Genomic DNA, 18,571 nt, shown 5'->3' with positions numbered 1-18,571 from the left:
CTGCGACAGTGAACTGGTTCACACATCGCGGCGCCGGCCGGCGTCCCGCTCAGGACTGGACGGTGATCGGCACGGACTTGAGCGGCCCGTCGCCGTTGCGGAAGTCCACGAACCCGATGTAACGCTTGCCGGGGGTGAGCCCGGACCAGCGCAGGGTCAGGTTCGCCGTCGCACCCGCCTGCACGCTGCGCTGCTTGGGATCGACGGTGAGCTTGCCGGTGGCGGTGCCCGGCGCGCCCGGCAGGTAGGTGGTGATGGTGTACGTCTCGGTCTCCTGCCCGGCCGGCAGGTTCTCGGTGAACTCCTGCTCGACGACGAGGACGTACTCCCCGGCGCCGTCCGGCAGGTCCACCCGGGCGCCGTCACGGCCGCTGGCCGTGGCGGTGACGAACTTGCCCGCCGTGTCGTAGACGTTGACGCTGAACTCAGTGCACGCCATCGTCCCCTCCTCGTCGTCCCAGTCGATGTGGGAGCAGACCGGCAGCCGCGAGGTCACCTGGACCTGCGGGTCGCGGGTCCCGGCCGGCACCCGGACGGTGCTCTTGTGGATCGACGCGGGCAGCGGGCTGGGCAGGTTGTCCAGCGAGCTCCAGTCCCAGCTCACGCCGCGGCCGGTGAGGGTGGCGGTGCTGCTGGTGCCGGCGGTCAGGCCGGTGAGCTGCGAGATCAGCTTGCCCTGGTAGCCCACCTCGGCGTCGATCTTGATGTTGCCGGAGGTGCCGGTGCCGGTGAGCCGGTCGGGCACGCTCAGCCCGGTGTTGTGCACCACCAGCGGGGTCCGCACCTGGTGGCGGTGCTCGTCGCGCCAGATCACCGCGCCGTCGACCCAGGTGTCGAACGCGCCACCGTCGTTGGTGACCTCCACCTTGAACTCGGCGCTCTTGCCGGGCCGCAGCTGGAGCTTGGCCGGGGTGACCTTGACCTTGTAGCCGGCCGGGGCCTGCACACTGGAGGTGTAGGTGCTGGTCTTGTCGCTGACGTTGGTGACGGTCCGGGTGACGGTCTGCTTACCCACCATCCGGCCCAGCGAGATCGACGGGTAGTTGAGCTTGGCGGTGTCGAGCGCGCCGATCTCGTCGCAGCCGTCCATCTGCAGGTACTCGGTGCCCCGGGCGGCCACGCCGCACAGGTAGCGCATCCAGTCCTGCGGCCCGGAGTCGTAGATCAGGCCCGGGTCGAAGGCGCCGCCCGGGTTGACCTGGCCGGCCCCGTAGTTGAGCGGGGTGGCATCGTAGCTGCCGATCTTGATCGGGTTGCCCTTGTCGGTCGTGTCGACGGCCGTGGTCATGAGCGCCGAGCGCACCGCGGCCGGCGACCAGTCGGGGTGCTTCGCCAGCACCAGCGCGGCGATGCCGGCGATGTGCGGCGCCGCCATCGAGGTGCCCGACTCCACGGCGAAGTCGTTGCCGCCGCCGGCGGGCGAGAACGCTGCGGCGATGTCCTGCCCGGGGGCGCTGATGTCCGGCTTGAGCAGGTCACCGGCGTTCAGGTTGGACGGGCCCGCCGACGAGAAGGCGGCGACCTGCGGCCCCTCGACGGTCTCCTGCTTGCCCGCCGAGATGCTCGCGGTGGGGTTGCCGGCGGCCACGTAGGCGCTGACCCGGGCGAGGGCGACCTCGTCGATGTGTACGGTCGGCACGGTCTGCACGTCGGCGTTGAGGGAGTTCAACGAGTCGTTGTAGAGGACCATGCCGACGCCGCCGGCCCGGGCCACCTCGATGCTCTTGTCGGTACGCGGAATCTCGCCGCGCAGGCAGAGCACGATCGCGCCCTTGACCTTGGCCGGGTCGAGCGTGTTGTCGGCGCAGAGCTCGGCACCGTACGTGTCGTTCGGGTCCGGTCCCGCGGTCCGGCTGAAGACGAGCGGCGCCGGCCCTACGGCGGTCTCGCCGACGCCCGCGCCGGTGAGCACGGTGCCGTCGCCGAGGGTCAGCTTGCGCACGTACTGCCGATCGGTGGTGCTCGCGGCGACCGTGGTCAGCCACGGCAGCGAGTTGTCGACCGTGCCCGCGTACGGCCCGGCGTTGCCGGCGGCCGCGGAGACGAAGACACCGGCGGCGGCGGCGTTGTAGAACGCCGCGTCGATCGCACCGAAGATCTCGCTGTCGTCGCCGATCGAGTAGTTGATCACGTCGACGCCGTCGGCGACCGCGTCGTCGATGGCGTGCACGATGTCGACATCGGTGCCGGTGGCGGAGCCCGCGCCGTTGTCGTAGAGCGCCTTGTAGATCGCCAGCCGGGCGGCCGGGGCCATCCCGGAGATCATGCCGAGATCCTGGCTGCCCGAGGAGGCCGGTACGCCGTTGTTGCCGGCGGCGGTGCTGGCCGTGTGGGTGCCGTGGCCGTTGCGGTCACGCGGCGAGGAGTACTCGTCGGGGAACTGGTCGGCGATCCCGCTGTCGTTGTACCAGCGGGCGCCGATCACCTTGTTGTTGCAGGTGACGGGGGCCTCGACGCCGGTGTCGCAGACGCCGTGCCACTTGGCGTCGATGAGCGCCTGGTCCGGGCGCGGGGAGGGCAGCGGCGCGAAGCTCGCGCTCTCGGGCCAGAAGCCGCTGTCGATGACCCCGACGATCATGCCTTCACCGGCGTGGGCGACGTCGCCGAACTGCTGCTGCCACACCCCGCCCTGTCCGGTCATGCCCAGGTAGTCCGGGGTGTGCGAGGTGGCGGCGCGCACCGTCCGGCTCTCGTAGACCGCACGCACACCGCGGGTGGCCCGCAGTCGTGCCGCCTGCGGCTTGGTGAGGTCGACCGCGAAGCCGTTGAACGCGGTCTCCATCGTCACCCGGGGCTGGCTGGCGGTCAGACCCACGCTCGTCAGCACGTCCGCGCGCTTCTGGCGCAGATGCTGCCGGTAGGCCTTGGCGTTACCGGAGTTGCGGTTGAGCTTGCCGCCGCCGGTCGGCTTGGTGGCCGCGATCCCGGCCACGCCGCCGCTGTAGGCGGCCAGCGGTTCGTCGTCGAGTTGGACGAGGTAGCGCGTGGTTGGTCCGCCGCTGGCCGTCGGCGCCGCGGCGGCACCTCCCGGCAGGCTCGTCAGACCGGCCGCCGCAAGCGTGACGGCGGCCAGCATGCTGACCGCGCGCCTGCCCCCTCCGCGCCGGTGTGCGTTGCGTTGTGGCACGTCATTGCCCTCCACGTTCGGTACCGGCCACCACGGGTGGTGGCGGTGGGCGAAACGTAGGATCGGCAACCCGTTCCAGAGAAGAGCGCGTAACGCGGCCGTCATCTCGGAAACAAGCTCGTAACATCGCGGGTACTTTGAGCGTCATTTTCGCGGCCCGGAACCGGCCGACCGCGTCCGTCGACCGTCCGTCGACCGTCCGTCGACCGTCCGTCGACCCGGTCGGCGGACCGGGCTCGGGGCGGCGCGCGTCCCTGAGACCGAACGTTCTATTCGCTAAACTGGGGGGATGACGCGCGACGAGCCTGACACCCGGCCCTCCGAGGCACGAAGCCGACTGCTCAGCACGGCAACCCGGATCTTCTACGCGGAGGGCATCCACTCCGTCGGAGTCGACCGGATCATCGCCGAGGCGAAGGTGACCCGGGCAACGTTCTACCGGCACTTCCCCAGCAAGGACGACCTCATCCTCGCCTACCTGCGTCAGGTGCACCAGATGGAGCGCGGCATGGTCGACGCGGCCATCGCCGCCAACCCGTCACCGGCCGATTCCCTCCTGGCCGTCGCCGGCGCCATCGCCGAGCGCATCACCTCGCCGGTCTTCCGTGGCTGCGCGTTCCTGAACGCCGCGGCGGAGTATCCCGACACGAACCATCCCGTGCACCAGGAAATCATCGCCCACCGGGAATGGTTCCTGGACACCATCACCGCGCTCATGGCGCAGGTCCACGAGGAGACGGCGGACTCCGCCGCCCGTCACTTCGTCATGCTCCGCGACGGCGCCATGGCCGCCGGTTGCCTCTTCGACCCCGCGTTGGTGTCCGAGACCTTCCTCCGCGGCGTCGAGGGCCTCCTGCGGGTCAACACCGAGCGCCAGTCGGCCGGATCGGCCCGCTAGCGCACGCAACAGCGACGCGCACGGCGGCGGCCCACCCGACGATGTCGAGTGGGCCGCCGCCGTCTTCGCACTCGGGACGCCCGCTGGCCCGCGTCCACCTGCGGGTCAGCGGCCGTAGGCCTCCAGCAGGCGCAGCCACACCTCGCTGACCGTCGGGTACGCGGGCACGGCGTGCCACAGCCGGTGCAGCGGGACCTCGCCGACGACGGCGATCGTCGCCGCGTGCAGCAGCTCCGCGACGTCCGGACCGACGAGGGTGAAGCCGACGATCACCTGGCGGTCCTCGTCGACGACCATCCGGGCGTGCCCCTGGTATCCGTCGGCGTGCAGGGCGGCTCCGGCGACGGCGGCCAGGTCGTAGTCGACGACCCGGATCCGCAGCCCGGCGGCCGCGGCGGCGGCCGCGGTCAACCCCACCGAGGCGACCTCCGGGTCGGTGAAGACAACCTGCGGCACGGCACGCTCGTCGGCGGTGGGGACGTGCCGGCCCCACTGGCCGTCCGCCACCGGCTCGCCCTTGGCTCGCGCCACGATGACGTCACCCACCGCGCGCGCCTGATACTTGCCCTGGTGGGTCAGCAGCACGCGCCGGTTGACGTCACCGGCCGCGTACAGCCATCCGTCGCCGATCAACGCCCCGTCGCCGTCGACGACCCGCAAGGTGTCGTCGACCGTGAGCCAGGCTCCGGGCTTCAGGCCGATCCGGTCCAGGCCGAGGTCCTGCGTGTTCGGCGTACGACCGGTCGCGACCAGGAGTTCGTCGGCGTCCACCTGCTCGCCGTCGGTGAGCGTGACGCGTACCGTGCCGTCGCCGTCGCGGTGCACCGACGCGGCCTCGGCGCCGAGGCGTACGGACACACCGGCGTCCCGCAGCGACCGCGTGACCCGCTCACCGACGAACGGCTCGGCCAGCGGCAGCACCCCGTCCCGGGCCAACACCGTCACCACGGATCCGAGACCCGCGAACGCCGTCGCCATCTCGGTGGCCACCACGCCGCCGCCGATGATGGCGAGCCGACCGGGAACCTCGCTCGCGGCGGCCGCCTCCCGGCTGGTCCACGGTGCCGCCGCGCGCAGCCCGGTGACCTCCGGGATCAGCGCGCCGCTGCCGGTCGCGACGACGACCGCGTGCCGCGCGGTGAGCGACACGGTGGCCCCGTCGGCGCCGGTGACCTCGACGACCCGCTCGGCGCTGATCCGTCCCTGGCCGCGGTACAGCGCGATCCCGGCCGAGTCGAGCCAGGACACCTGCCCGTCGTCCGACCAGTTCGAGGCGAAGGAGTCACGGCGGCGCAGGACGGCGGAGGCGTCCAGGTCGCCGGTCACCGCCTCGCGTGCTCCGGGCAGCCGACGGGCCGCCCGCAGCGCGGTCGCGCTGCGCAGCAACGCCTTGGTCGGCATGCACGCCCAGTACGAGCACTCACCGCCGACGAGTTCCCGCTCGACGATGGCGGCGGTCAGCCCGCCCCGCACGACCCGGTCGGCGACGTTCTCCCCGACCGGCCCGGCGCCGATGACGACGACGTCGTACGTGCCGCTGTCCATGTCAGTTCCCCTTCGCGGTACGACCGAGGCGGATGGCTGCGATGAGGAAGAAGATGGCGCCGGGGATGGCGTACCCGATCGCGTTGGCTAGCGCCGGGTCGGCCGCGGCGGCGCTGGCGATGAACGACCCACCGGCGAGCACGGAGAGGCCACCGCTGATGATCATCGGCCACTGGCCGCCCATCCTGCGGCGGGGTACGGCCACGACCAGCTGCACCAGGCCGGCCACGACCGCCCAGGCGCCCCACACCCGCAGGACCGCCGGGATGCCGGACGCCCCGGCGACGGCCAGGCCGATCGCGGCGAGCAGGCTGACCGCCATGTTCACGTACAGCAGGGTAGGCGAGCCGGTGGCCCGCGACGAGCGGGCATCGACGACCGCGGCGGCCACGTCGAACAGCGGGTAGATCACGAAGAGTGCGACGGCGAGCGGGTTGAGGTCGCCGGCGATCGCGAACGTCACGGCGGCCCAGACGATCGCGAACGCGAAGCGGACGAAGTAGAGCCGCCGCAGGGCGGATGCCGTCGTCGAGATGCCAGGGGTGGCAACGGTGGTCATGGTCATCCTCTCGGTGATTGCTGAGAACGAACGTCCAGCGGGGTGACGGACGCCCGGCATCCTTGGGTAGAACGAACGTTCTGTCACTCTCAACATAGACGCCTCGGCCCGGCAATGTCAATACCGAACGTTCTATCCCTCTGCGACGCGATCAGGTCATCCCGACCGCACGGACCGACGGACGCGGGTCAGAACGGCAGCGGAATGGCGCTGAACACGCCGTCCGGGTCGAAGCGGCCCTTCAGCGTCCGCAGGCGCTCGGCGTTGGCCCCGAAGCCGAACGGAATCTGGTCCACCGCGTCCGGCGCGAGCAGGTTGGGATAGCCACCCGGCAGCGAGTACGGCGCCAGGGCCGAGGCGAGGTCCCGCGCCCACTGTCGATGCGTCGGCGACTCGCGTTCCTCGGTCCAGATCGAGATGATCTCGACCATGTGGTGCGGCACCCGCGTACCGAAAGCGGTCGCCTGCGGCGCGACCCTGGCCGCGGCGCCGCGAAAGGAGTGCAGGGACACCGCCGTCAGCGGAGCGGGCTTGCGCACCACGTGGTCGATGAGCACGGCGGTCACGTCATCGGAGAGCACCGGCACGGACCGCGTCCGGATCTCCACGTGCCGTCCGTACGGGAACATCGTCCCCAACTCGGCCGCGCCCTCAGCGAGACGCTTCTCGGCGACCGCGGCCACGACGGGTTGTCCCAGCCGCGCCAGGGCATGCACCGGGCCGTCCTCGGCCAGACCCGTCGCCAACGGTCCGCACCACGTCGGCGCCAGCAGGAGGACAGGCGCCCCGTCCGGCCCGCTGAGCAGAGCGATCTGCACGGTCAACTCGTCGGGCATCTCCTCGTGCAGCTCACGCAGGCGCCGCAGGACCTCGGTGGCCTGATCGAGCGGGTAGATGACGGTGCCGGTGACGACCGACGGGACGCGATGCACGTCGAAGCGAGCCTCGACCACGACGCCGAAATTGCCGCCACCGCCGCGCAGCGCCCACAGCAGGTCCGGGTCGCCGGTCTCGTCGGCGATCACGACGGACCCGTCGGCCAGGACCACCGTGGCGGCCACCAGATTGTCGGCGGCCAGCCCGAACCGCCCGCTGAGCGGGCCGTAGCCGCCGCCCGTCGCCAGCCCGACCATGCCGACCGAGTCGACGGTGCCGGTGACCGCGACCAGCCCGTGCTCCTCGGCGGCCGACAGGACCTCGCCGACGCTCGCCCCGCCACCGACCGTCACCTGCCCGCCCTCCGGATGAACCCGCACGCTGTTCATGCCGGACAGGTCGAGCACGAGCCCGCCCGCGCGCCGCGCACGCCCCGCCCAGTCGTGGCCGCGCCCGCGCACGGACAGCGGCACGCCCAGCCGCTGGGCGGCGGCGACGCCCGCCCGGACGTCGCCGACCTCCCCGCAGCGGATCACGGCCGCCGGGCGGTCGACCACGGCGGCGTCGGTCACGATCCGCTCGGGGCGCACCCGGTCTCGCAGCGCGGCGGCGACGGGTACGGCCAGGGGACCGTCGGGGAGGTCGGACATCGGCTCCACTCCTTGGTGGCTGATGGTCGTCTGGCTGCGGCCGTCCCGCTCGGTTGAGCGGCCGTGCCGTCGGACGGGGTGCGGTCCTACTCGATGTCGGAGAAGAGTCCGGTGATCTCCACCTGGGCCCCCTGGAGCCCACCGAAGACGGCGCCGGCGACGGGCGTCGCGACGGCGGCGGAGGCGTCCTCGTAGCTGGCGAAGTACAGGTCGAGCGTCCGGTACGCGGGCGTGGGCGTGCCGTCCTCCTTCGGCCACACCTTGGCCGACTCGACCCGCTGGAGCTTCGGGAACGTCTCCGCGGCCTGGCGTACGTCGGCATAGATCTTCTCGAACTCGTCGGGGTTCGTGGGATTGCCGATGATCAACGTGATCTTGGTGGGCATGTCACCCTCCTTCAATGGGGTCCGGTGATGACGCGCGAGGGAAGGCACGAACGAGCGGATTCCCGCGCGGCAGAACGATCGTTCTGTCTCGTACGACGGTAGTGGCCCGCCGCCCGATCGTCAAGACCGATCGTTCTATCCAGCTCACCGCCGGTGCCGGAGGACGCGCTACGCGGCGAGCCGGGTGATCGCGGCCACCGATCGGTCCACGTCCGCTTCGGTCGTGGTGGCGCTCGACACCGAGATCCGCATCAGCCGCCGTCCGTGCCAGGTCGTCCCGCCGGCCCAGCAGGTGCCGTCAGCCTGGACCGCGGCCACCACCCGGTCGGTGCGCGCGTCGTCGCCGAAGCCGACCAGCACCTGGTTGAGCACCACCTCGTTCGCCACCTCGAACCCGGCCCGGGCCAGGCCCGCCGCGAACCGCCGAGCCAGTCCGCAGCACCGCTCGACCAGCGCGGCGACACCCGCGCCGCCCAGTTCCCGCAATCCGGCCCAGACGGCGAACCCCCGGGCCCGCCGGGAGGACTCGGCGGTGAGGTCGGCCCCTTCCGGTGCTCCTCCGGAGCCGACCAGGTACGCGGCGCGGTAGGACATCGCCGCCACGTGCACGTCGGGCCGGGCGCAGATCGCGAACGCCGAGTCGTACGGGAGATTGAGCCACTTGTGACCGTCGCACGCCCACGAATCCGCCAGTTCCAGCCCGTCGACCAGATGCCGGGTGACCGGACTCGCCGCAGCCCACAGCCCGAAGGCGCCGTCCACGTGCACCCATCCCCCGTGCCGACGAACCAGTTCGCAGGCCTCGCGCAGCTGGTCACAGGCGCCGGTGTTCACATTCCCGGCCTGCAGGCAGACGATCGTGGGTCCGGACGAGCCGGCCCGCAGCGCCTCCCGTAACGAGGCGAGGTCGATGGCGCCGTTCGGTCCGGCGGACACCGGCCGCACCAGGTCGGTCCCGAGGCCGAGCAGCCGCAGGGACCGGTCGATGGTTCCGTGCCGCTCCTCCCCCGCGATCACCCGGATCGGCGGCGCGCCGGGCAGCCCGCGCCGCTCCACGTCCCAGCCCGCCTCCGCCAGCACGTGGTGCCGGGCGGCGGCGAGCCCGACGGTGTTGGCCGCCTGGGCGCCGGTGACGAACCCGACCGACGCCGACGCCGGTATCCCCAGCAGCTCCTTCAACCAGCTACCGGCGGCGGCCTCCGCCGCGATGGCGGCCGGCGACGAGACGGCGTTGGTCGCGAGCTGGTCCCAGCCGGCGGCGACGATGTCGGCCGCGGTCGCCGCCGGCGACGCGCCGCCGACCACGAACCCGAAGTACCGCGGGCCGGCGCTGGCGACCAGCCCCGGCTCGGCCGCGGCCACCAGATCCGCGAGCACCTGCTCCGGCGGGCGCCCCGCGACGGGCAGCGGGCCGGCGAAGGCCTCGGCCAGCGCCGCCCGATCGACGGGCACGCCGACCGGGCGGTCCGACAGCGCGCCCCGGAAGTCCGCCGCCTGCTCGGCCGCCAGGCGGAACAGGTGCCCGAAGTCCTCCATGGCAGCAGCCTCCCTGATCGACGGAGCCGACACGCATTCGTCTACTCGCTCGTCGACCAGCACCGCAAGGGTCGCTTTTCCCGCTCGGCGCGCGGGTCAGGGCAGGTCGAACGGGAGCGTGAGGCCGTCCAGCGCCTGAGGACAGCGGCAGTCCCGCTGGTCGGGCAGCCGTCCGACGACGGCGAGCAGCAGGGCACGTAGCCGGGCGGTGTTCTCGCCGAAGACCCGGAACACCTCGTCCTGGGTCACCGCCTCGTCGCTGGTGACGCCGGCGTCGAAGTCGGTGACCAGAGCGATCGCGGTGTAGCAGAGCGCCAACTCCCGGGCGAGGATCGCCTCGGGGTGCCCGGTCATGTTGATGACCGTGCCGCCGATGCCGGCATACCACCGGGACTCCGCGCGCGTGGAGAACCGGGGTCCCTCGACGACGACCATCGCTCCCCCGTCGTGGACGTCGACCTCCTGCTGGCGAGCCGCCGTCAGCACCGAAGCGCGCCCGGCGGGGCAGTACGGGTCGGCGAAGGAGACGTGCACCGCACCCTCGTCGTAGTAGGTCTGGACGCGGCCACTGGTGCGGTCGATCAGCTGATCGGGCAGCACGAAGGCGCCCGGCCCGCACTCGGGCCGCAGGCTGCCCACCGCGCACGGGGCGAGGATCTGGCGCACGCCGATCGAGCGCAGCGCCCAGAGGTTGGCCCGGTAGGGGATCCGGTGCGGTGGATGCCGGTGGTCGCGGCCGTGTCGCGGCAGGAACGCCACCGCGCGGCCGGCGACCTCAGCCACGGCGATCGGGTCGGAGGGCGGCCCGTAGGGAGTGGTGACGACGTGCTCGGCGGCCTGGTCGAACAGGGCGTAGAGCCCGGAGCCCCCGATGATGGCGAGTTCGGCGAAGGGACGCACCGCCAACCTTTCTGTTGCGCGGGGTGGGCCCGCTGCCGGTCCGGTCAGGTCACTGTGGGCGCGGCGTTCGGCGCCACCGGGCCCACCTGATCGCCCACCACGCGACGCTGATCAGGAAGAGCACGCCGGTGACCGCCAGCCAGCGGGCGAGGTACGAGACACGTTCCTGGCCGGTGGCGGCCCGGTAGGTGTCCGGGGTCAGCCCGAGGATGCCGGGCAGGAACACCAGGAAGAGCAGGGCGGCCGCGAGCGCCGCGGCCCGGAGGTGATTCAGCAGGGCGATGCGGGCCGGCCCGGCCCCCCGGCGGCCGGCCCGGACGGCCCGACGCAGGCCGCCGTCGGCCGTCGCGTAGATCGGGAACAGGACCAGGTCGTGGGCCACGGCCGCGCCGACGAACCAGAGCAGCATCCGGCCGGCTGTCGGCTCCCCGGCCAGTCGCGCGACGACCCAGCCGGCGACGGCGAAGCAGACCAACATCAGCAGTACGTGGCGGAGTCCCCCGCCGTAGGCGGCGCGGAGCCGGTCGATCCACCTACGCATCGCCGCCGCTCCGGAACTCGATGCGGGCGACCCACTTGGTGCAGTGCACGCCGGGCAGGGCCGGGACGATGATCCGGGCCGGATATCCGTGGTCGGCCGACAGGTCGACGCCGTTGACCCGCAACGCGAGCAACGAGTCGGGATCGAGGACCTGGTTGGCCTGCAGCGTCGCCTGGCGGAACAGGCCCGTGCGCTCCAGCGACTCGACGTACGCCGAGGCGGGGTCGGGCACCCCGGCGAGCGCGGCCAGGTCGCGAAGCCGTACGCCGGTCCAGGTCTGCAGGGTGGACCACCCCTCGACGCAGGCGATCGGCAGCCGGGCGGTGTGCTGGCCCATGGCCAGCAGGGCGGCGCGGTCGACGTGGATCGTGCGGCCCGCGCCGGTCATCGTCAACCGCCAGGTCGGGCCGGTGGCCTCGGGTCGGATGCCGGCCGCCGCGGCGCTGCGGTTGATCGGGAACCCGTTCGGCCCCTCGCCGGGGGCCTGCCCGCGGGGCAGCAGGAGGGCGGTGCGGCGCAGCGGGCCGTCGAGGCTCTGCCCGACCGTCAGCACCGCCAGCAGCAGGGAGCCGCCGCCGACCAGGGCCACCGCGCCGCGTCGGCTCATGGTGGCCGGTCCGGGACGAGCGGCCACCAGATTATCCGGGTCGGCGGGTTCGGGTCGGGTCGCGGCGCGGGAGGTGTGCCGTACCTCGCGCGGCGGACGGGACCGGAACGCGGAGACCAGCCGGGGCAGCTTCAGGGCGACGTGCGCCACGAGCGCGGCGGTGAAGACCCACGCGCCGAAGTAGTGCGCGGTGTAGAAGTCGAAGCCGAAGAGGTACGAGTACTGGATGTTGAGCAGGCCGGTGGCGATCTGGAAGAGGATCCCGCCGACCAGCAGCAGCAGGGAGAGCCGCTCCAGCACCTGGGCGACCGAGCGGGCCGGTGGCCAGTCGAACAGTTTGGGAATCACCGACCAGAGCTTGGCGAGCACCACCGGGATCAGGACGATCCCGAGGCCGACGTGCAGGCCCTGGGTGAGGCGGAAGAGCCAGGAGGGCCGCGTCGGCCAGTCGAACGGTGGCAGCCGCAGCCAGCCCACGTCGTGGGGAAACGCCTGACCGAACTGCGGTCCGTAGGCGGCGTAGTCCAGCAGCCCGGTGATGATCACCACGGGGAGCAGGGCGAGCAGCACCAGCCCGAAGACCGAGGTGAGCCACGGGCCCCGCAGCGGGCTGCGCCAGCTCCGCTGGACGGCTCGCGCACCCGGCGCCGGGTGCCGCTGCAGCGCCCGCCACAGCGGAGCCGGAAAGGCGACGTCGCTCCCGCCGCCCGGGTTCGGCCGACGACCGTCGTCGGGGTGCCCGTGATCGCCCTGGGGGCCGGAAGGGCGGGCTGGCACAGGTCTGTCTCCTTAACCACTCCGGGGAGTGAATCCCCTGTCGATCCGCGTGGCGTTCCTCAGGCGAGGCTAGGAGATCCGGCTGCCGTCCAGGTGAGTTCGCGCCTTACCGAACACTTACCGAACGCGTGAGGATCCGCGGATGTTACGGAGTCCTGACGAGCGTCGGATCGACCCGGTCGGCCACCCCGATTGGCCTACCCTGACCGGAATGCGGGTACTTCTCACTGGTGCGGCCGGGTTCATCGGATCGCAGATCGCCGATCTGCTCGTGACCGAGGGGCACGAGGTGGTGGCGCTGGACCTGCTGCTGCCGCAGGCGCACGGGGGCGAGCTCCCCGACTGGTCCCGCCCGCACGGGGTGACCCGTGGCGACGTGCGCGACGCGGCGGTGTTGGCCGAGCTCCTCGCCGGAGTGGACGCGGTCTGTCACCAGGCGGCCATGGTGGGGCACGGCCTCGACCCGTCCGACGCGCCCGACTATGCCAGCCACAACGACTTCGGCACCGCGGTGCTGCTCGCCGCGATGCACCGGGCCGGGGTCGGGCGGCTGGTCCTGGCCAGCTCGATGGTGGTCTACGGCGAGGGGCGCTACACCTGCGCGGAGCACGACGTCGTCCGCCCCGCCCCGCGTCGGGACGTCGACGTCGCCGCCGGCCGGTACGACCCCACCTGCCCGGTCTGCGCTCAGTCCCTCACTCCGCTGCTGGTGCCCGAGGACGCTCCGCTGGAGCCGCGCAGCACGTACGCGGCGAGCAAGCTGGCCCAGGAGCACCTGGCCGGGGCGTGGGCCCGGCAGACCGGCGGCGACGTCTGGGCGCTGCGCTACCACAACGTCTACGGTCCCCGGATGCCGCGCGACACCCCCTACGCCGGAGTGGCGTCGATCTTCCGCTCGGCCCTGGCCAGCGGGTTGCGGCCACGGGTGTTGGAGGACGGTCGGCAGCGGCGCGACTTCGTCCACGTCACCGACGTGGCCCGGGCGAACGTGCTCGCCCTGGCCACCCCGCCGCCGGACGCGCTGGTGCCGCTGAACGTCTGCTCCGGCGAGCCGCACACCGTCGGTGAGCTGGCGACGACGCTGGCCACGGCGATGGACGGGCCGACGCCGGTGGTGGTCGGCGGCGCCCGGGCGGCGGACGTCCGGCACGTGGTGGCCGACCCGCGACGCGCCACCGAGCTGCTCGGCTACACCGCCCGGGTCCGCTTCGCCGACGGGATCGCCGCCTTCGCCACCGACCCGCAGCGGGAACCGGCCGCCCTCGCCGGCTGAGCCTCGCCCGTCGGGCCACCAAGACGGCCAGCCGCCGGGCCCACCCACGACGCCCGGAGCACACCGCCGATCCGGCCGGCTCGGGTCAGGAGACGGTCCAGAGCAAATGGTTGACCGCCAGGGCCGTGGCGGCCTGCCCCACCAGCCACCAACGATGGGCGCGCGGCGGCAGCAGGGCCGCGGCCACCAGCAGCCAGACCGTGAACGGCAGCCAGATCCGTTCGACCTCGGCCTTGCTGAGGCCGGACACGTCCGCGCCGACGACGGCCAGCCCGGCGGCCAGCGGAAGCAGCACGGCCGCGCCCATCCCACGTATCGCGGCGGCACGATCCCGCACCCCGCGGCGGCCACCGGCCAGCCCGGAGCGGGCCGCGGCGGCCGCCGTGACCACCGCCCGGCGTAGCGCCGGCCCGAGCACCGGCCCGGCGGCGAGCAGCAGCGCCGCGAGGTTCGCCCACACCCAGTAGGCGTACGGGCGTTCGGCCGCCCAGCCCTGGTAGTAGCGCTCGACCACCAGCCGGTACCCCACCCACCACGGGAAACCGGCGGCCGTGAAGGCGAGCACCACCCCGGCGACCCCGGCCAGCGCGGCGAGCAGCGCGCCCACCCGGCGCGTCGGGCGCAGCACGACCACGACCAGGGCGAGCAGCCCGACCAGCACGAACCCGTACGACAGGTACAGCGCGAAGCCGAGCAGGAGGCCACCGACCGCCGCGACGACCGGCCCGCGTACGGCCAGCAGGGCGAGGCCGGCGGCGACCACGCCGGCGAAGATCCCGTCCGCGGAGGCACCCACCCAGACCGCCCCCGGCAGCAGCACGAGGAACGGCGTGACGGCCCGCGCCGCGTCGGCGGCACCGAGGGCCCGCAGCGTCACCGGCACCGAGACCGACACCGTGGCGCCGATCAGGACGCAGGCCAGCGCGGCGCTGGTGCCGCCGCCGAGGCCCACCCGATCCAGCCAGACGAAGATGAGCAGCGCCCCCGGCGGGTGACCCGCGGTGTGGGTGGACCAGGACTCCGGTTGGAAGTCGAGGATCCGGCCACTGAAGCCGGCCAGCATCGCGGGGATGTCGCTGACGCCGGGCACCTCGGACAGGTACTCCGCCTGCGGGGTCATCCGTTGGGTCAGCCCGGCCGACGCGCCGTCCACCAGGGCCAGCGACAGCGTCCAGGCGACCGCCGCGAGCCAGGCCGCGGCCAGCAGGGCGCCCCACCGGGCTGTCCTGGCCCACCGCAGCCCGGGGCCGATCACCACCGCGGCGACCAGCACCGCCGCCGGGGTGCCCCAGCCGACGTGCGGCAGCCAGGTCGCGTACAGCGGGGCGGCGTCGGCGTACAGGCCCACGCCACGCCGGTTGAGCAGCACGCCGACCAGCACCGCGGCGGTGAGCAGCGCCGCCTCGACGCCGAGCACCACCAGGTCGCCGAGCCGCCGCCGGGTGGGAGTCCGTTCGGGGGCGGTGCCCAGTGTGGAAGCGGAGTTCATGACGTCCGGACGGTACGGCCACCGCCGGCCCCCCGGTAGCCGAACCGCCGGGCCGTCACCGTTCGGTAAGAACGCGTCGGTGGTAAGGCTTCGGTAATCACTTTCCGGCCCCGAGCAGGTGGGACGCGTTCTAGCGTCGGCGATATGCCGATGCAGTTCGATCACGACGATGCCGCGCCGATACCCGTCGACGTGGTGCTGCCGTGCCTCGACGAGGCGGCCGCGCTGCCGCTGGTGCTGACCGCGCTGCCCCCCGGTTACCGGCCGATCGTGGTCGACAACGGGTCGCGGGACGGCTCGCCGGAGGTCGCCGCCCGACACGGGGCACGGGTGGTGCACGAGCCTCGCCGGGGTTACGGCGCCGCGGTGCACGCCGGGTTGGCGGCCGCCGAGTCGGAGCTGGTCTGCGTGTTGGACGCCGACGGCTCCTTCGACCCGACCGAGCTGCCCGCCCTGGTCGCACTCGTCGCGACCGGCGCGGCGGACCTCGCGGTCGGCCGCCGCCGCCCCGTCGCCGCCGGAGTGTGGCCCTGGCACGCGCGAGCCGGTACGGCCCTGGTCGCGGCGTTGCTGCGGCGTCAGGGCGTACCGCTGCGCGACCTGAGCCCGATCCGGGTGGGCCGCCGCGAGGCGCTGCTCGCCCTGGACGTCGCCGACCGGGCGTTCGGCTACCCACTGGAGCTGCTCATCCGAGCGGCCGCGGCCGGCTGGCGAATCCGCGAGCTCGACGTGACGTACTCGCCGCGCGCCGCCGGCACCCGATCGAAGGTCTCCGGCTCGGTACGCGGCACCCTGCGCGCCACCCGCGACTTCGCGACCGTGCTGCGAACGGTGGGGGTGCCCCGGTGACCGTCCTGTTGGTGATGGCCAAGGCACCGGTGCCGGGCGCGGTCAAGACCCGGCTCTGTCCGCCCGCCACCCCGGTGCAGGCGGCCCGGATCGCCGCCGCCGCGCTGCGGGACACGCTGGACGCGGTCCGCGCCACCCCCGGGGTGATCCCCGTGCTCGCCTGCGCCGGTCAGCTCGCCGATGGCGAGGACGCCGGCGGGCTGACCGCGGCCCTCACCGGGTGGACGGTGCTGGCGCAGCGCGGCACCGGTCTGGGCGAGCGGCTGGCCAACGCGTACGCGGACGTGGCGGCGGCCTTTCCGGACCGGCCGGTGCTCCAGATCGGCATGGACACGCCACAGGTGACGGCGCACCGGCTCACCACCGCGGCGCGCCGGCTCGCCACCGTCGACGCGGTCCTCGGCGAGGCCGTCGACGGCGGCTGGTGGGCCCTGGGGCTGCGCGACCCGCGACACGCGTGGGCGCTGCGCGGTGTGCCGATGTCCACGCCCGAGACCGGCCGGCGCACCTGGGCGGCGTTGGTGGACCGGGGACTGCGCCCGGCGCCGCTGCCGGTGCTGCGGGACGTGGACGAGTGGGCCGACGCGCTGGCGGTGGCCACGACGGCTGCCGGCGGCCGGTTCGCCCGGCAGGTCGCGGCGGTCCGCCGCACCCTCGTGACCAGCGGCGGACCCGGATGACCTCCGTCTTCACCGTCCCCACCAACGGCGGCGACCCCGGGCCGGGTGCCGAGGTCGGCCTGATCGCCGTGCGCGCCGTGGCCGGCCGCCGACCGGACGACGGCGGGCGCGGCTTCGCCGCCGCGCTGCGGTCCACGGGCACCACCGAGCACTGGCTCGTGTACGACGACGGGGCGCGCAGCCGGCTGCCCGTCCGCCGCTGGCACGGGCCCCCGGAGCCGGCGACGGCGGAGGTGGTGGCCCGCTGCACCGGCCCGACCCTCGACCTCGGGTGCGGTCCCGGCCGGCTCATCCTGGCGCTCGCCCGAGCCGGCATCACCGCCATCGGCGTCGACGTCAACGCGTACGCGGTCGCCACCGCCCGTGCCCGTGGCGCCGTGGCGATCCACCGCGACGTGTTCGAGCCCCTGCCCGGCGAGGGCAGGTGGGCGCACGCGATCCTGCTCGACGGCAACATCGGCATCGGCGGTGACCCGGTCGCGCTGCTGCGCCGCTGCCGGGCGCTGCTCGACCCGGCCGGCACCGTGCTGGTCGAACTCGAGCCGCCGGGGCCCGGACTGTGGCAGGGACACGCCCGCATCGCCACCACCGCCCGCACCGGCCGGCTCGTCCTCGGGCCGGTGTTCCGCTGGGCGCGGCTCGACGCCCGCGCCGCCCACCATGTCGCTGCCCGCGCCGGCCTCGCCGTGCGCGAGATCGTTCAGCACGGCGGACGCTGGTTCGGTGAACTGGCCGTATCGCTGCCCCGGCCGGCGACGAAGCGCTGAGCGGACCGGGCAGGCGCCGGCCGCGAGCCCGTACGGTCACAACGCCCCTGGCCCGGCACCCTCCGCCGCATGTCACCGGACTGTCATACGACCGCGCAGCGGTCTCCATCGGCGCAGGCGAAGGTTGGATCGTTCGTGACAGCTCCTCGACCCGCAACCGCACGAGATGGTGATCAAATTGTCCGAGTCCCGGCACGTCGACGCAGCCGCCATCGGGTTGCTGCTCATGGTCAGTCGTGGTCCGTCCCGACGCGGCGCAGCGACCATTCCCCCCGCCGCCGTCCTGACCCGCAGCACACGGCGACAGCCGGTTCGACCGATCCCACCGAGCACGTACCCCTAAATGACTACCCTTCAGCAGGGTGACGTCACGAGGACGGGGCGGGCCCACCGGTCAGGGTGACCGGCCGGGTCAGGAGGCGGAGGCGGCACTACACGGTCTTGCCCGTCGCCTCGACAAGCCGATGGGTGCTCTCGGCGTCGTGTTCCTGCTGCTGATCCTCGGCCAGGCGTTCGCCCGCGACGCCACCCTGTCCGCCGCGCTCCAGGTCGCCAGCTGGGTGTTGTGGGCGGTCTTCGTCGCCGAGTTCGCGTTACGGGCCTGGCTGGCCCGCCACCGGTGGAAACAGTTCTGGCGCCGCAACTGGTGGCAACTGGTCTTCCTGGCCGTTCCGTTCCTCCGGTTCGCAAGGGCCGTCGCCCTGCTGCGGGCCGCGCGAGGCACCGGGGTGGTCGCGGCCGCCGTCCGCGGATCGCGCTCCGCCGGTCGACTGCTGACCGACCGGCTGGCCTGGCTGGCCGTGGTGACAACGGCGATCATCCTCGCGACCGGGCAGTTGCTGGTGCTGACGAGGTCCTACCGCACCTACGGACAGGCTCTGCATGACGTGGCACTGACCACCATCACCGGCGAGCCACTGCGTGCGAACGATACGTTCTCCCAGGTCATCGAACTGCTGCTGGCCGCGTACTCGATCGTGGTATTCGGGACGTTGGCCGGCGCTCTGGGCGCCTTCTTCCTCGACAGGGACCGGCGCGGTGAGCAGTCCTCCCCCACCGGCGAGCGCGCTGGCGGGTGACGCTCCTCTCGTCTGACGCATCAGTTCGAGTG

General features: G+C 73.3%; 16 protein-coding genes. 6 read left to right on the top strand and 10 right to left on the bottom strand.

The features are described from left to right. Positions 1–49 precede the first annotated feature (49 nt). Positions 50–3,076, bottom strand: coding sequence for a S8 family serine peptidase (locus ACIBTV_RS04055; RefSeq protein ID WP_396702154.1), 3,027 nt, complete (start codon positions 3,074–3,076; stop codon positions 50–52). A 340-nt stretch (positions 3,077–3,416) separates the two neighbouring features. On the opposite strand from ACIBTV_RS04055, the gene ACIBTV_RS04050 reads away from it, so the two are divergent. After that, on the top strand, positions 3,417–4,025 hold the full coding sequence (locus ACIBTV_RS04050) for a TetR/AcrR family transcriptional regulator (protein WP_396702152.1): 609 nt from the start codon (positions 3,417–3,419) through the stop codon (positions 4,023–4,025). 105 nt (positions 4,026–4,130) lie between these two features. On the opposite strand, the gene ACIBTV_RS04045 is transcribed toward ACIBTV_RS04050, so the two are convergent. The 8 genes from ACIBTV_RS04045 to ACIBTV_RS04010 form a co-directional block, all read right to left on the bottom strand. After that, entirely contained in the window at positions 4,131–5,570 is a 1,440-nt protein-coding gene (locus ACIBTV_RS04045) for a dihydrolipoyl dehydrogenase family protein (RefSeq protein ID WP_396702151.1), read from the bottom strand. 1 nt (position 5,571) lies between these two features. Continuing rightward, the gene (locus ACIBTV_RS04040) at positions 5,572–6,129 is read right to left on the bottom strand and encodes a hypothetical protein (protein ID WP_396702149.1); all 558 of its coding nucleotides are present in this window, start codon (positions 6,127–6,129) and stop codon (positions 5,572–5,574) included. A gap of 188 nt (positions 6,130–6,317) precedes the next feature. Next, a complete protein-coding gene (locus ACIBTV_RS04035) occupies positions 6,318–7,655 on the bottom strand; it encodes an FAD-binding oxidoreductase (RefSeq protein WP_396702147.1) in 1,338 nt (445 codons plus the stop codon). An 86-nt stretch (positions 7,656–7,741) separates the two neighbouring features. After that, positions 7,742–8,041, bottom strand: coding sequence for a hypothetical protein (locus ACIBTV_RS04030; RefSeq protein WP_396702145.1), 300 nt, complete (start codon positions 8,039–8,041; stop codon positions 7,742–7,744). 168 nt (positions 8,042–8,209) lie between these two features. Continuing rightward, positions 8,210–9,577 carry a pyridoxal phosphate-dependent decarboxylase family protein gene (locus ACIBTV_RS04025; protein ID WP_396702143.1) on the bottom strand — a complete coding sequence of 456 codons (1,368 nt, stop codon included), beginning with the start codon at positions 9,575–9,577 and terminating at the stop codon, positions 8,210–8,212. A 96-nt stretch (positions 9,578–9,673) separates the two neighbouring features. Then, positions 9,674–10,477, bottom strand: a complete 804-nt coding sequence (locus ACIBTV_RS04020; protein WP_396702141.1) for an S-methyl-5'-thioadenosine phosphorylase — start codon at positions 10,475–10,477, stop codon at positions 9,674–9,676. A gap of 49 nt (positions 10,478–10,526) precedes the next feature. Then, complete coding sequence (locus tag ACIBTV_RS04015; RefSeq protein ID WP_396702139.1) at positions 10,527–11,018, bottom strand: hypothetical protein; 492 nt, start codon at positions 11,016–11,018, stop codon at positions 10,527–10,529. Continuing rightward, complete coding sequence (locus ACIBTV_RS04010; protein ID WP_396702137.1) at positions 11,011–12,402, bottom strand: molybdopterin-dependent oxidoreductase; 1,392 nt, start codon at positions 12,400–12,402, stop codon at positions 11,011–11,013. Before ACIBTV_RS04010 ends, ACIBTV_RS04015 begins: the two co-directional genes overlap by 8 nt. A 211-nt stretch (positions 12,403–12,613) precedes the next feature. Between ACIBTV_RS04010 and ACIBTV_RS04005 the strand changes: the two genes are divergently transcribed. After that, the gene (locus ACIBTV_RS04005; protein WP_396702135.1) at positions 12,614–13,675 is read left to right on the top strand and encodes an NAD-dependent epimerase/dehydratase family protein; all 1,062 of its coding nucleotides are present in this window, start codon (positions 12,614–12,616) and stop codon (positions 13,673–13,675) included. 85 nt (positions 13,676–13,760) lie between these two features. Here ACIBTV_RS04005 and ACIBTV_RS04000 read toward each other — a convergent pair whose 3' ends face one another. Beyond that, entirely contained in the window at positions 13,761–15,164 is a 1,404-nt protein-coding gene (locus tag ACIBTV_RS04000) for a hypothetical protein (protein ID WP_396702133.1), read from the bottom strand. Between the two features lie 150 nt (positions 15,165–15,314). Between ACIBTV_RS04000 and ACIBTV_RS03995 the strand changes: the two genes are divergently transcribed. The 4 genes from ACIBTV_RS03995 to ACIBTV_RS03980 all read left to right on the top strand — a co-directional run bounded on the left by ACIBTV_RS03995 (position 15,315) and on the right by ACIBTV_RS03980 (position 18,539). Continuing rightward, positions 15,315–16,013, top strand: coding sequence for a glycosyltransferase family 2 protein (locus ACIBTV_RS03995; RefSeq protein WP_396702862.1), 699 nt, complete (start codon positions 15,315–15,317; stop codon positions 16,011–16,013). Next, entirely contained in the window at positions 16,010–16,693 is a 684-nt protein-coding gene (locus tag ACIBTV_RS03990; protein ID WP_396702131.1) for a DUF2064 domain-containing protein, read from the top strand. The genes ACIBTV_RS03995 and ACIBTV_RS03990 overlap by 4 nt, the downstream gene beginning before the upstream one ends. Next, entirely contained in the window at positions 16,690–17,460 is a 771-nt protein-coding gene (locus ACIBTV_RS03985) for a class I SAM-dependent methyltransferase (protein WP_396702129.1), read from the top strand. The genes ACIBTV_RS03990 and ACIBTV_RS03985 overlap by 4 nt, the downstream gene beginning before the upstream one ends. A gap of 362 nt (positions 17,461–17,822) precedes the next feature. Continuing rightward, a complete protein-coding gene (locus tag ACIBTV_RS03980; protein ID WP_396702127.1) occupies positions 17,823–18,539 on the top strand; it encodes a hypothetical protein in 717 nt (238 codons plus the stop codon). Positions 18,540–18,571: the final 32 nt, after the last annotated feature.

Origin of the sequence: Micromonospora sp. NPDC049366 (assembly GCF_044466625.1) — a bacterium.
GTDB lineage: Bacteria > Actinomycetota > Actinomycetes > Mycobacteriales > Micromonosporaceae > Micromonospora.
This window is presented reverse-complemented; position numbering and strand designations above follow the sequence as displayed.

Excerpts from the sequence above, each read along its gene's own strand:
- ACIBTV_RS04055 (WP_396702154.1), bottom strand. The coding sequence starts at position 3,076 with ATGCTGGCCGCCGTCACGCTTGCGGCGGCCGGTCTGACGAGCCTGCCG.
- ACIBTV_RS04050 (WP_396702152.1), top strand. The coding sequence starts at position 3,417 with ATGACGCGCGACGAGCCTGACACCCGGCCCTCCGAGGCACGAAGCCGA.
- ACIBTV_RS04045 (WP_396702151.1), bottom strand. The coding sequence starts at position 5,570 with ATGGACAGCGGCACGTACGACGTCGTCGTCATCGGCGCCGGGCCGGTC.
- ACIBTV_RS04040 (WP_396702149.1), bottom strand. The coding sequence starts at position 6,129 with ATGACCACCGTTGCCACCCCTGGCATCTCGACGACGGCATCCGCCCTG.
- ACIBTV_RS04035 (WP_396702147.1), bottom strand. The coding sequence starts at position 7,655 with ATGTCCGACCTCCCCGACGGTCCCCTGGCCGTACCCGTCGCCGCCGCG.
- ACIBTV_RS04030 (WP_396702145.1), bottom strand. The coding sequence starts at position 8,041 with ATGCCCACCAAGATCACGTTGATCATCGGCAATCCCACGAACCCCGAC.
- ACIBTV_RS04025 (WP_396702143.1), bottom strand. The coding sequence starts at position 9,577 with ATGGAGGACTTCGGGCACCTGTTCCGCCTGGCGGCCGAGCAGGCGGCG.
- ACIBTV_RS04015 (WP_396702139.1), bottom strand. The coding sequence starts at position 11,018 with ATGCGTAGGTGGATCGACCGGCTCCGCGCCGCCTACGGCGGGGGACTC.
- ACIBTV_RS04005 (WP_396702135.1), top strand. The coding sequence starts at position 12,614 with ATGCGGGTACTTCTCACTGGTGCGGCCGGGTTCATCGGATCGCAGATC.
- ACIBTV_RS04000 (WP_396702133.1), bottom strand. The coding sequence starts at position 15,164 with ATGAACTCCGCTTCCACACTGGGCACCGCCCCCGAACGGACTCCCACC.
- ACIBTV_RS03995 (WP_396702862.1), top strand. The coding sequence starts at position 15,315 with ATGCAGTTCGATCACGACGATGCCGCGCCGATACCCGTCGACGTGGTG.
- ACIBTV_RS03985 (WP_396702129.1), top strand. The coding sequence starts at position 16,690 with ATGACCTCCGTCTTCACCGTCCCCACCAACGGCGGCGACCCCGGGCCG.